This window comes from Paludibacter sp. (assembly GCF_009712605.1).
In the GTDB taxonomy this organism is placed as follows: Bacteria; Bacteroidota; Bacteroidia; order Bacteroidales; family Paludibacteraceae; genus Microbacter.
Window position 1 is genome coordinate 24,943 of record NZ_WASO01000002.1, and the last position, 13,298, is coordinate 38,240.

The 13,298-nt window shown below is 42.9% G+C and carries 12 protein-coding genes; 4 read left to right on the forward strand and 8 right to left on the reverse strand.

The window, feature by feature from the left end; genetic code table 11:
- Positions 1-94: 94 nt before the first annotated feature.
- The 4 genes from F8N35_RS03085 to F8N35_RS03100 form a co-directional block, all read right to left on the reverse strand.
- Positions 95-718, reverse strand: coding sequence for a thiamine diphosphokinase (locus tag F8N35_RS03085; protein ID WP_293049891.1), 624 nt, complete (start codon positions 716-718; stop codon positions 95-97).
- The gene (locus F8N35_RS03090) at positions 718-1,608 is read right to left on the reverse strand and encodes a hypothetical protein (RefSeq protein ID WP_293049892.1); all 891 of its coding nucleotides are present in this window, start codon (positions 1,606-1,608) and stop codon (positions 718-720) included. The genes F8N35_RS03085 and F8N35_RS03090 overlap by 1 nt, the downstream gene beginning before the upstream one ends.
- Before the next feature lie 12 nt (positions 1,609-1,620).
- A complete protein-coding gene (locus tag F8N35_RS03095; protein ID WP_293049893.1) occupies positions 1,621-2,283 on the reverse strand; it encodes a response regulator transcription factor in 663 nt (220 codons plus the stop codon).
- 439 nt (positions 2,284-2,722) lie between these two features.
- Positions 2,723-4,633 carry a KUP/HAK/KT family potassium transporter gene (locus F8N35_RS03100; protein WP_293049894.1) on the reverse strand — a complete coding sequence of 637 codons (1,911 nt, stop codon included), beginning with the start codon at positions 4,631-4,633 and terminating at the stop codon, positions 2,723-2,725.
- 288 nt (positions 4,634-4,921) lie between these two features.
- On the opposite strand from F8N35_RS03100, the gene F8N35_RS03105 reads away from it, so the two are divergent.
- The 4 genes from F8N35_RS03105 (at position 4,922) to F8N35_RS03120 (ending at position 7,257) form a co-directional block, all read left to right on the forward strand.
- A complete protein-coding gene (locus F8N35_RS03105) occupies positions 4,922-5,158 on the forward strand; it encodes a CDGSH iron-sulfur domain-containing protein (RefSeq protein ID WP_293049895.1) in 237 nt (78 codons plus the stop codon).
- Between the two features lie 210 nt (positions 5,159-5,368).
- Complete coding sequence (locus F8N35_RS03110) at positions 5,369-5,845, forward strand: Spy/CpxP family protein refolding chaperone (RefSeq protein ID WP_293049896.1); 477 nt, start codon at positions 5,369-5,371, stop codon at positions 5,843-5,845.
- Between the two features lie 341 nt (positions 5,846-6,186).
- A complete protein-coding gene (locus tag F8N35_RS03115) occupies positions 6,187-6,720 on the forward strand; it encodes a hypothetical protein (RefSeq protein ID WP_293049897.1) in 534 nt (177 codons plus the stop codon).
- Between the two features lie 36 nt (positions 6,721-6,756).
- Positions 6,757-7,257: a hypothetical protein gene (locus F8N35_RS03120; RefSeq protein ID WP_293049898.1), complete on the forward strand. Its 501-nt coding sequence runs from the start codon at positions 6,757-6,759 to the stop codon at positions 7,255-7,257.
- A 74-nt stretch (positions 7,258-7,331) separates the two neighbouring features.
- Here F8N35_RS03120 and alaS read toward each other — a convergent pair whose 3' ends face one another.
- From alaS to F8N35_RS03140, 4 genes are all read right to left on the reverse strand, one after another.
- Positions 7,332-9,947, reverse strand: coding sequence for an alanine--tRNA ligase (gene alaS, locus F8N35_RS03125; protein ID WP_293049899.1), 2,616 nt, complete (start codon positions 9,945-9,947; stop codon positions 7,332-7,334).
- A gap of 24 nt (positions 9,948-9,971) precedes the next feature.
- Entirely contained in the window at positions 9,972-10,550 is a 579-nt protein-coding gene (locus tag F8N35_RS03130) for an adenylate kinase (RefSeq protein WP_293049900.1), read from the reverse strand.
- A 60-nt stretch (positions 10,551-10,610) separates the two neighbouring features.
- Positions 10,611-11,159, reverse strand: coding sequence for a hypoxanthine phosphoribosyltransferase (gene hpt / locus F8N35_RS03135; RefSeq protein WP_293049901.1), 549 nt, complete (start codon positions 11,157-11,159; stop codon positions 10,611-10,613).
- 109 nt (positions 11,160-11,268) lie between these two features.
- On the reverse strand, positions 11,269-13,275 hold the full coding sequence (locus F8N35_RS03140; RefSeq protein WP_293049902.1) for a tetratricopeptide repeat protein: 2,007 nt from the start codon (positions 13,273-13,275) through the stop codon (positions 11,269-11,271).
- Positions 13,276-13,298 lie beyond the last annotated feature (23 nt).

The following is a 13,298-nucleotide window of genomic DNA, read 5'->3' on the forward strand; positions in this document are numbered from 1 at the left end:
GTTTTAGTATAAATTTATACTGCAAAGGTAAAGGGTTTGTCCATGCCGGAAAATCCCCCAAGAATGGTAATTTTATACCACATGTGTGGTAGGTTCAGTAGCATCGAAACACAATCCAGCGCCCTTCGTCGAAGGTTAGAAAAAAAGAATCTCCCAGTGCTTCGTTCAGTGTGCCTTGCCACCACGACGATAGCGGCTTGTTTGGAATCGGATATTTCAGGTTGCCCACCGAGAGCGGTGCCTGACTGTCGAGTGCAAAGATAGATATTTGTTGCCCCTTGTAACTGGGCAGGGAGCCACTTCGGGTCATGACGGTGAAAACGCCGTAATCGGTCATCATATCAATATCGGGAAATGTTTCGGCATAGTCGGCCAGCAGAGATATGTTGCCGAGAGTATGGTCTTCCCGTAATCCGGTAGCTCCGATAATGGTAATAGCCGTAGCCCCTTGCTCTTTGCAAAATTGCACAGCTTTGGTCTGGTCATTGGTCTCCTGATCGGCCGAAGGGTAGAGCCTGTCGGCATATTTTTCCTTGAATGTCCCGGACAGACTATCGAGATCTCCTACAATATAATCGGGTTCACGGCCGAATTCAGTCAGTTTTACTGCCGCTCCGTCGCAGCATACCACGCACTGCGCATTTCGCAGATGCGACAAAGGGATCTCATGAGAGGGAAAACATCCGTCGGCCAATATGGTAAATGATTTTTGAACCATCAGAATGAATAGGCTATTTGAAATGAAACAATGATAGACCGGCTGCTTTTCAAATCACTGGGTTGGTTGAATGGAATCTGATACGATACCGAAGGGGTCAATGAAAGGTTCGCGATTGTGTACGATACGGATGTGCCGAAAGCAAGTCCGGTTAGCGTATATTTCGTGTTGATAGTCGTATAATCAACCACTTCGGTGGTAGTAGTTGTCGAGCCGGTGTTGTTTTTTGCCTTTCCGTTTGCCTTGGCGTTGACTTTCGTGACTTTTTTGGTAATCTTATTTTGCTTCACATACTCTTTGTAGAAATTGGTAGTGCCGAAACTTGTGGTTACACTTAGCGGAATTGAGAGTTTGTCGGAGGAACAAAATATATGATCGAAATCAAGTGAATGGGATAGCTCCAACCCGGTATAAATATCACGAATAGAACCGAAGCTATACGACAGATTTAGCGAAGGAGCGATCACGGGATTGTCCCAGCCGAATGATGTGGATAGCTCGTTAGGAGAACTTGCGCTTACTTCCTTGTTGGAATAATACTTGGTAAATGTGTATCCCAGACTGGAAGAAAGGTTGCTTCCCAAATTGAAATTATAGCCGATGCCAACGGCAAAATTATCGATAGATGATTTGTTGAATGTCGGGAAATATGCACAGGAGAAGTCGGCGAAGAGGCCTTCCTTATAACTGTAGTGCAGAGCAGGCTTGATATAAAGAATATTTGCTTCCTGTTTCTTCCCCATATTTATCTGATTGTTTCCGGTTGTGACCGATGCCTGAAAAGAATGTGCTGTAGTAGTGTCGGTCTTGGCATCCTCGGCGTATATAAAATGAGTATTGATAAACAAAGAAATTAGTGATAGTATGGAAAGAAAAAGTCTGATTTTCATAAGAAGTAATTTTTAGATGTAATAGTCGGAAACATCAATAATTCCGGCTCGAATCGCATATTTGGTGGCTTCGTGTATGTTGTTTACCTCGAGTTTCCGGAAAATATTTTTGCGGTGAGCATTGATGGTGTGGAAACTCAGATTGCGTTCGGCTGCAATTTCTTTGGTGGTTTTGCCCGAAGCGATCATCTGGAGTACTTCCCGTTCGGTAGCAGTTAATTTATGCTCTTCACTCGATGGCTCTTGTATTGTTTTGCTGGTGAGTATGTTGAATGCTTTGCTGCATATGAAACGTTCTCCGCGGGAGGCTTGTTCCAACGTTGCAATCAGTTCGTGATAGGAGCAATCTTTGAAAATGACACTGAAATTTTCGCTGCTGTAGATCACCCGCTTCAGAAAATCGACACTCAGATCGTCTGAAACCATTATCCAATGTGCATTCCTGAAACGATCGGAAAGGTTTATCAGTTCCGAAGCGTCGGAAAAATCGAAGAGAGTATAGTCTAAGAAAACAATAGCATTGTTTTCTTGCAAAAGATTTGTCGTTAGCTCTTTTTTAGAAGAAATTTCAATGATTTCATCTACCCACTTCATCCCTACCAGCGCATGGAGAATGCCTAGCTTGGTTAAATCCTGATTGTCGCCGAGAAGTATCCGTTTTTTGTCGTTTTGCATAGCGGCAAGGTGTTGAAACAATTTTTGGAAAGGGTTCTTTTGCTCCACCTAACTTTTTGCTTTTGCATAGGCTGGAGAAATGTCGAACAAAGGTACCATTTCTACGGTTACATTCGACGGGTTGAGGTCTAAAATTTACATGTCGGAGGTAGAAAGTTTCTTGATCAGACAATAAAGAGTGAGAATCGCCTTCGCAATAATTACCCCGATGAGACTGAAAGGTACTTTTTATGTTTTATCTGCCATGGGTTTTTCGTGGGTTGCCGGTTGTTAGTTTATGCAAAAATTTTGAAAGGATAACGTGATCTCTGGCAGCAAGATGCTTTATAGTGTAACTGATTCATTTGTATGTTGTTTTTTAAGTCGTGGTTGCTCATAAAAACGAAAAAGAGGTTGCATTTTGTCAGAATGCAACCTCTTGGATAATTTTCAATTTTCGTTATTGTATCTGTGCCATTGGAACATTTTCTACAGTAACGTTCGTTGGGTCGAGATCCAATATCTGTGTGTCGGAGGTCGACATGCGTTTCATCAGATGATACAGCACCAGAATAGAACGTTTGAAAGGCGGCATTTGTGCATGCATACGCAAGATGCGTTCTACCACCACGAACCGGAAGTCGCCTTCTATATTGTGGTGCGAGAGCGAACTGTAGCGACTGCCCAAATCTACCAGCCCTTTTTCTTCCATCTCTTTGGCAATTTTATGAATATATGCATCCATGTGCACGCCCAGCTTAAATCCTGAAGTGATGTCGATACGGAAGATTTTTTGTGAAGAAAATGTCTTCACTGTGTAGTTGAATTCATACGGATCGTCACTGCGAAATAAATAAACAAACCAATAGGTATCGGCACGTTTGGGTTGTTTGTTGATGATAGAGTAGAGGATCTTGCTCTCCATTTCGTTCGGATATTTGGCTCGTGTAACATATACCAAATGGGTTGCAAATTTGGGTATCCCTTCGTCTTTGCTGATATCTTCTATTACAGGAATATAGCTTCGTATTGGCTCGTAACTCACGCAACGGTTTTTAATCCTTCGTCCGTTGTACCAAATGTACATCAGAGCAAACAGAATACCTGCAATGATGAGAGTGGCAAAGCCGCCGTGTGCAAATTTGTGCAGATTGGCGATGAGGAACGAGGTTTCTACGGTCAGGAAGAACAGCGAGAGAGGAACACTCATCCAAAGTGGTTTGTTGGTGGCTTTGAAGTAGATAAACAGCAGTAGAGTGGTCATCAACATGGTAATGGTAATCGATAGTCCGTAAGCTGCTTCCATGTTGGTAGACGACTGAAAGGTGATGACCATCAAAATGCAAAGAACCATCAGCATGTGGTTAACGGCCGGAATATACATTTGTCCTTTGACTTCCGAGGGGTATTTGATGTAAATGTTTGGCCAAATGTCCATCGAAATGGCTTCGCTGATGATGGTGAACGAGCCGCTGATCAATGCCTGACTGGCAATGATTGCTGCCAACGTAGCCATAATAACCCCGAAGAGTGAAAACCAGTCCGGCATCATGGCAAAAAATGGATTAACACCAGGAACGATTTTAGCCGGAGTAGTAATGATCCAGGCTCCTTGGCCGAGGTAGTTGAGAATCAGGGTGGTTTTTACAAATATCCATGATACCCGGATGTTGTTGTATCCGCAATGCCCTAAATCGGAATAGAGTGCTTCGGCTCCTGTTGTACAAAGAAATACGGCTCCCAAAATTACAAATGCGCTGGGCACTGTCATGAGAAAATGTATCGCATGCCATGGATTAAAGGCTTGTATGATAGCTGGAAATGCAAAGATGTGGGTTATTCCCATTACTCCCAGCATGGTAAACCAAATAAGCATGATACTACCGAACGATTTTCCCAGCCAGGCAGTTCCAAAGGGTTGTATGAAAAACAGAACCAGCAGGATGCCGATGGTGGTAGGAATTATTGGCATGGACGGTAGAATGCCATGCATACCTTCTACTGCTGTAATAACTGTAATGGACGGTGTTATAACGCCATCGGCTAGCAGTGTGGCAGCTCCAATGGCGGCAATGACATAAGCCCAACGGTATTTTTTTCGTATCAAAGCAAACAATGATAAAATACCTCCTTCACCTTTGTTGTTGGCACGCAGGGTGATGAGTACATATTTTACAGTTGTCTGAAGTGTCAGCGTCCATATAATACAAGATATTGCACCAATAATGTAATCCGCTGAGGCATTATGGGTATCGCCTACAATGGCTTGCATTACATACAAAGGAGAAGTCCCGATGTCACCGTAAACGATGCCGATAGCAACTATCAGCCCGATAACGCCAAAAGGCACTTTGTGTTTAACGTCACTCATATAATAGGATGTGTGGAAAATGGCTGCAAATGTACGTTATTCTCTGTACGTATGAAAATAAACAGCTCAAAATTGTCTGTTTTTGTAAGTAAAGGTGAAAAATCGAAACCGAATTTAACTCCTAACTATTATTTTAATGTAAAATCATAGTTAAAAATACAATCCTGTCAGATTTGTGCTACATTTTTTCTTAATTATGCAATCGGATTTATCTTCAATAGACTACATTTGTTGATGAAATATTTATTACATATTCTTCTTTATATTCATTACTAAAATTCAAAAAATATGGAACCAGAAGTAGCAAAGAAAGGCCCTTTTGCCGTAGAACTTGAAGCAGGAAAAGAGTATCACTGGTGTGCCTGTGGTAAGAGTAAAAATCAACCTTTTTGTGATGGATCGCACCACGGTACCGAATTTACACCGGTAGCTTTTATTCCCGAAAAGGACGGAAAATATTTTTTATGCGGGTGTAAGCATTCCCAAAACAAACCGTTTTGCGACGGTACTCATGCTAAACTTTGAGCGAGTGGCAATCATCGCACTAAGGAAGACAAATTATTGTCTTCCTTTTTTTGTACATATTGTCGGATTAACTTATCGTTTGTTTTGTTTTCTTCTCTTTTGACTGTGAGTTAATTATTCCTTACTGTATTAAACTTGTCGATAGTTGGTAAGTCAAACTCACAAACACTCTCAAAATAGAGTTAGTATTAACGTTTAATTTTTTGACTTATGAAGACAAACAAAATTTTGGGCTTAGCCCTATTGTTCTCAGCTATTAGTGTGGGAGTTGTATCTGCTCAACAAGAACAGAAGCCTGTTAATCCACAGGACAGAATTGCGAAACATGTAGAGCGGATGAAACAGGAACTGAACCTGACTGATGCACAGGTTTCCAAAATGAAAGATCTGGAATTGTCAATGCTTAAAGAACGCCAGCAAATGCAGAAAAGTGTTCAGGATCTCCGCAAAGATTTTATGTCTAAAATGAAAGGTCATCAAGCTGACATGCAGAAAATTTTAACTCCTGAACAATTTCAGAAATATCAGGCTAAGATGCAACGTATGAAAGGCCGCATGGAAGGATATAAAATGGGAATGCGTGATGCTCATAAAATGGGCCGTCCTGCAATGCGACACGGCATGAATAAGCATCAGGCACCGTCTGATGTACAGCCAACTGATAAGGACTCTCAATCACAAAAATAATCCGTTATTTTTTTTCTGAACTTCTGATGGTTCAGGATCTGTTTTGGACTATCATCATTCCTTTTGTCTGCTCTTTCTTTATGAAAGGGTGGATGAAAGGATTTTTTTTGCTAAAATCTTACCGGACTCTGGTTCCATTCAACTTTTGGTTAGATCATAATATCCACTCTCTTTTTCCTCGCTTTTCTACATTGTTCCACACCTGAATGAAGGTTTTTGATGTTGATTAATAGTTGTTTGGCTATGTTGGCACAATTGTTGATTGTTATAATCATGTAACCTATACAAATCATCAATTTACAATTTTGCTATCGAAAAAATAACCACTAATTATTTGAACTATGAAACGAACATGTTTAGCATTAAAATGGAATAGAGTGTTGTTTGTTTTTTGTGCTGTCGGCCTCATGTCCTTTGTTACGGCACAGGCTCAGGTCAGGCTGAACGTCAATATTGGTGTGCAACCATCCTGGGGACCGGCTTCTTACGATTATGCAGAGTACTATTTCCTGCCAGAATTAGGAATCTATTATTCGGTTCCCGAACACGTGTTTATTTACCCTCATGGCAATGGATGGAAGTTCGCTAAAAGATTGCCGGGGCGCTACAGCCACTTTGATCTTTACTCAACGTATAAAGTTGTGGTAAATGAGCCCAGACCATACCTGCGTCATGGGTATTACGTAGAGCATTACCGCGACTACAGAAACATGCGTCAGGATAACCGACGCGATTTCAGGGGTGATAATGGATTGCATCGGGGTTGGGAGAAGAATGGTAAGTCCCGCGAATATGACAGAGATGCCGATCGCGGCTACGATCACGACAATGAACCCGGACACAGAGGGCATGGTCATGGTCATGACAGAGATTGATATTCGGAATTTTAATCAACAAATAATACTATAGAGATGAAAAAATATCTTTTACTTACTGTCTTTGCATTTGTTTCGGTAATCGCATTCAGCCAGAATTCGTTGGCTATGGGGCGCACGCAGTTGAATTTTGGCGTAGGTTTTTCCGATTGGGGAGTTCCGGTTTATTTCGGCTTCGACCATGCTGTCAGTCGGGATGTGACTCTGGGAGGAGAACTTTCTTATCGCTCTTACCGTGAGGATTGGGATAACTATTATTACGATCACTCAATAGTAGGAATTTCGGGTAATGCGAATTACCATTTCAATAATCTTTTGAGAATTCCCCGTAACTGGGATTTTTATGCCGGACTTAACCTCGGGTTTTATGTCTGGAACTCCCCCGATATGTACCACGGTTCGCATACCTCGGGTCTTGGACTTGGAGCGCAGATCGGGGGACGTTATTTTATTTCCCGAACGGTTGCTCTTAATCTCGAATTCGGCGGAGGCAATGCTTTCTCCGATGGAAAAATTGGTTTGACAGTGAAGTTGTAATTTGTTTCTTTACAAACGAAAAGCCCCTTGAACGGATAATCTGTTCAAGGGGCTTTTTATGGTTTGATGGGCGATTAAATCAGCTCAATAACTTTAGCTACAGCCTGATCGAGTCCTTCTGTTTTCTTACCTCCGGCAGTTGCCAGGAAAGGTTGTCCACCACCACCACCGTTGATGAATTTGGCAGCTTCGCGTACCATGTTAGAGGCATTGTATCCGGCATCAACCATTGGTTGGCTGAGGAAAATTGTGAGTGAAGGTTTGCCTTCGAATACTGTTCCGGCAACAAACAGGAATTTTACATCGCTGAATTTACCTTTGAATTGTGAAGCAAGCCCACGTACCAGTTCCGGGTTTTCATCGCCCTGATGACGGATTACCTTCACGCCATTGATTTCTTCAGCACGTTGGATAAGAATGTCGCGTAACTGCAACATTTTTTCCTGCATGAAGCTTTCTATCTGCTTTTTCAGAGCGGAATTTTCGTCCAGCGCTTTCTGAACCGACTGTATCATGTTTGGCGCATTGTTGAACAACAGGTGGATGCCTTTCAATAGGTCTTGTTGATTCTGAACAAATGTTTCTGCTCCGGCTCCGGTAACAGCTTCGATACGGCGGATTCCGGCAGCTACTGAACTTTCGGCAGCAACTTTGAAAAATCCGATTTCGCCGGTGGCCTGTACGTGTGTTCCACCACAAAGTTCAACAGATGAACCAAATTTTACTACGCGGACATGATCACCGTATTTTTCGCCGAACAGCGCCATGGCTCCCAAAGCACGGGCTTCGGCAATCGGCATATTACGGTGTTCGTCGAGCGGACGGTTTTCGCGAATCTTGGCATTGACCAGCTCTTCTACCTTGCGGATTTCTTCGTCGGTCACTTTCTGGAAGTGAGAGAAGTCGAAACGCAGTGTGTCGGGAGAAACGAATGAACCTTTCTGTTCTACGTGTGTTCCCAGCACTTCGCGCAAAGCTTCGTGCAGCAAGTGAGTTGCCGAGTGGTTGTTTTCCGTTGCCTGACGTTTTTCGCCGTTTACTTTTACGCTGAACGTAGCTGTAACATCGGAAGGCAATTTTGCTGTCAGGTGAACGGGCAGGTTGTTTTCGCGTTTGGTATCGAAAATTTCTATCGTTTCGTTGCCATCGGCCATGATGCCGCTGTCACCAACCTGACCACCCATTTCGGCATAGAAAGGAGTTTGGTCGAGAACAATTTGATAGAAAGATTTATTCTTTTGTTTTACAAGACGGTAACGAAGAATGTGAGCTTCTGTTTCAAGCAGGTCGTAACCTACGAAAGCAGTTTCTCCGTCGCGAACGCTTACCCAGTCACCGGTTTCAACAGCAGCTGCGTTGCGGGCACGTTCCTTTTGTTTCTGCATTTCGGTATTGAACTCGTCGATGTTGACCGTCATACCGTTTTCCCGCAGAATAAGTTCCGTCAAATCGAGAGGGAACCCGAACGTATCGTAAAGCGTAAACGCATTTACCCCGCTGATTTCGGTTTTACCTTCAGCTTTCGTATCGTCAATGACCTTGTCGAGCAAACGGATACCGGTTTCGAGTGTACGCAGGAACGACTCTTCTTCTTCTTTGATCACTTTCGAAATCAGCGATTGTTGTGCCTGCAATTCAGGGTAAGCAATGCCCATGCTGTCGATCAATGCGGGCAACAGTTTATAAAGGAATGCCTGTTTCTGGTCAAGGAAAGTATATCCGTAACGAACGGCGCGGCGCAGAATGCGTCGGATAACGTAACCGGCTTTTGCATTCGACGGCAATTGCCCGTCGGTAATTGAAAATGAAATGGTACGGATATGGTCGGCGATAACGCGCATGGCGATATCTGTTTTGTCGTTAGCACCATAATTGATGCCGCACAATTTACCGATTTCGGTGATAATTGGTTGGAATACATCGGTGTCGTAGTTCGAAAGTTTACCCTGCATAGCCATACAAAGACGTTCGAAACCCATACCGGTGTCGATAACTTTTGCAGGCAACGACTCCAGAGAACCGTCGGCTTTGCGGTTGTATTGCATGAATACCAGGTTCCAGATTTCGATTACCTGCGGATGGCTTTGGTTGACTAACGTCAGTCCATTCACCTTGGCACGTTCGCTGTCGGGACGGATGTCAATATGAATTTCGGAGCAGGGACCGCAAGGACCAGTATCGCCCATTTCCCAGAAGTTGTCGTGGCGGTTGCCGTTAATAATGCGGTCGGCAGCGATGTGCTGTTCCCAGTATCCGGCAGCTTCGTTATCACGCTCCAGACCTTCGTCGGGCGATCCTTCAAACACGGTAACGTAGAGGCGGTTTTTGTCCAGACAGAGCACTTCTGTGAGGTATTCCCACGCCCATTCGATAGCTTCCTTCTTGAAATAGTCGCCAAACGACCAGTTGCCCAACATTTCGAACATGGTGTGGTGGTAAGTATCGTGTCCTACCTCTTCCAGGTCGTTGTGTTTTCCGCTCACGCGCAAACATTTTTGCGAGTCGGCAATGCGAGGGTACTTAATCGGGTCATTCCCCAGAATGATATTCTTGAATTGGTTCATCCCGGCATTGGTGAACATCAGCGTGGGGTCATCCTTGATAACCATCGGCGCCGAAGGCACGATGTGGTGTTGCTTGGATTGAAAGAAATCGAGAAACGATTGGCGAATTTCTTTGGAAGTCTTCATTGTATTGAATTTGTAAACGGTTTCTTAGTTAGCTACCTTGTCGAGGGTAGTTGCAATGCGTCCGAAAATTTCATCAATTGTGCCGGTACCTTTAATGTGAGTGTATTTGCCGGCTTCCTTGTAATAGTCCATTACAGGGGTAGTTTGGCTGTGATAAACTTCGAGACGGTTTTGAATTACTTCGAGGTTGTCGTCCGAGCGACCGGTTTCCTGTCCGCGTTTCAAAAGGCGGGTAATAAGTTCGTCTTTTTCAACGTCGAGTTCGAGCATGACAGAAACATCCTGATTGTTCTTTTTTAGCAGAACGTCGAGCGCTTCGGCCTGAGCAACCGTGCGGGGAAATCCATCAAAAATAACACCTTTGTGTCCGGCAGCAGTGTCGGTAAGTTTCTTGGCAAGCATATCAATAATTACCTGATCTGGCAACAACTGACCTTTGGAAATGTAGCTGTGAGCCAGTTCTCCAAGCTCGGTTTTTGCTGCTATTTCGGCACGAAGCATATCGCCGGTCGAAATGTGAAGCAGGTTATACTTTTCTGTGATACGTTCGCTTTGGGTTCCTTTACCTGAGCCCGGAGCTCCAAAAATGATAATGTTAAGCATGATGTAAATCCTTTTGCGCCTTCACCCTCGTGGAGACAGTTCATTAAAATTGGTTAGCTTTTAATGTGCTTTTTCAGGTATTAATGTATAGATTTCTTTAAGGTTACGGCCATAGCCGTCATAATCGAGGCCATACCCCACAATAAAATCGTTGGGTATTTCCATTGCTACATAATTTAGTTCAATATCGCATTGTAACGAATTCGGTTTCAGGAAGAAAGTAGCAACTTTGATATCGGCTGCCTTTTTTTCTTTCAACGAGTTGATGATTTTTTGCATCGTAAAGCCTGTGTCGACAATATCTTCAACAATCACTACTGTGCGGCCTTCAACGCTTTCGTTCAGGCCGAAAATTTCTTTCACAACACCGGTCGTCGAAGTTCCCTGATATGACGACAATTTGATAAACGTGATTTCGCTCGGAATGTTGACATTTTTCATCAAATCGGCAGCAAACATAAATGCACCGTTAAGTACAACAAGAAATAACGGGTCTTTGCCAGCCAAATCCCAGTTGATACGTTCAGCAACATTCTTAACAGCTTCCTGAATTTTTTCTTCCGGGATTGATACCGAAAATACTTTATCTTTTATTTTTATAGTCTTCATACAGAGTTACTTTTGTAATATGTCACAATTGAAATAATTTTTTCATTCCGTGAAAAAATTAAGTCGCAAAATTACAAAAAAGAGACCGAAACACGGTATAAATAAGGAATTAATTGTCGTTAAGTCTCTTGATGATGTTATAAGCCTGATATATACCTAATTCGCCGGCTTTACTCAGGTCGATGTTCGCTTTTTTTGCATCGTTGAGAAACAGATAAGCAAGACCTCTGTTGAAAAATGCTTCCGCAAAATCAGGTTGAGATTTTAGTGCTTCCGTATAAACATCAATGGCCGATTCAAAGTCTTTTTCCTGACAGTACAAATTACCAAGGTTGAAGCGGGCAAAGGCAAATTCCGGAGCCAGTTCTATCACTTTTTTGTAATCCTTCGCAACGGTTTCAAAGTCATGTTTATAGAGTTTTTCATCTTTAAACTCTGACTTGGCATCTTTGTTTTCGGGATTGTTTAGCTTAAAGTCTAATAATTTGTACAATATGTTGGCACGACAGAAATAGGCCATTGTAAAGTCAGGACGTAACTCAATGACCCTGGAGAAATCCTGCACTGCATTCGTGTAATCCTTGACCAGGGCATAGTTTATACCACGAACAAAATAAGCGTCAGCATTTGGTTTTCTATTGATTTCGGCAGTCAGGTTGTCAATTGCCTGAAAATGCATTTGAATCATCTCCTGAGTGAGCGAAATTTCGTCATTCGTGATTTTCAACTTGGCATTCACCTTGTGCTGCTTGTTGTAATCATCTATAACAGAGAAATAATACCCCAGACGTTTCAGTTCGTTTTCTTTGCTGTAATAGCTTAAAACAAAGTTGGGTTCGTTCGAAATTTCTATGTTTACGTTCTGAATTGCACCCCTTAAGCCACCTTTTTTAGGAGCTTCGTCCGAAGGATTTCCTCCCCGTGCAAGTACATCGTTGAAGATGGAAGCCTTTGTTTCATTGCTCTTGGTGCTTTTTGCCATCTGAGCCTGAGTATTAGGTTCTTCTTCTTTTTTAACCTGATTTCTGGGCTTTTTCTTCTCAATTTCCTGTGCCGTCATTTGATCCAGATAAGCACCTTTTGCATCATGCTGGAGTTGTTTTACCTTGGCTCGTCCCCAAAAGGCGGGAGAAAATCCCGGATAGCGGGCAATGATTTTGTTGAAATCCTGTGTTGCCTGACGATAATCTCCAATTTCGGTATTCAGAAGAGCGCGTTGGTAAAGCGCTTCGTAATTTTCAGGTTCAGCCGCAATTACCTTGTTAAAGTCCGAAACGGCGTTGTTCAGGTCACCAACTTCCGAACGCAACATCCCCCGGTTGAGATGGGCAATAATGCTTTTGTCATCGAGTTCGATAGCTTTATCATAGTCGGCAAATGCCCCGCGATAATTTTTGTTCCAGTAGTTCAGCAATCCTCGGTTGATATAGTCTCCTGCATATTTCGATTTCAGGGCGATGGCTTTATCAAAATCATGCAAGGCTCCGGCATTGTCGTGTTGCATCATCTTCAAAGTAGCCAAAGCACTCCATCCGTTACATTTGGTACTGTCGGCTTTGATTGCATCTGTGAAGTACGTCATTGCTCCGATGGTGTCGTTTTTCTCCATCAGAATCTGGCCTTTGTCCATTAGTAGGTCGCTGTCTTTATTCTTTTTCATCAGTTGGTCTATGTCCTTGAGCGCAAGATCATATTTCTTTTGCAAATCGTAGACCCAAATACGCAATCGCAACAAATCGTCGTTCACCGGATTATAATCCAAGTACTTGTTGAGGTCCGATTCTGCGCCTTCGAGTTCTTTTAGCTTAATGCGCGAAAATCCTCTGGCATAATATGCTCCCGGAATAAAAGGGTTCAGAGCCAGTGCCGAAGAGCAGTCGGCTTCAGCTCCCGCAAAATCTCCTAATTGAATCTTGGCAATACCTCTGTACAAATACGGATCCGGCAAATAAGGTTTTACGCTGATGATTTGGTTGAAATATTGGATGGCTAACACATAGTCTTCAAAGTAGAGGGCATTTTGAGCGATAGCCATGACCCTGTCAGTATTGAGTTGAGACCAGGAGGTTCCTACTGAAAACAGGATAAAGAGGAGTGAAACAATCTTTTTTTTCATACAGGTTTTCTAAATGTTCTTTA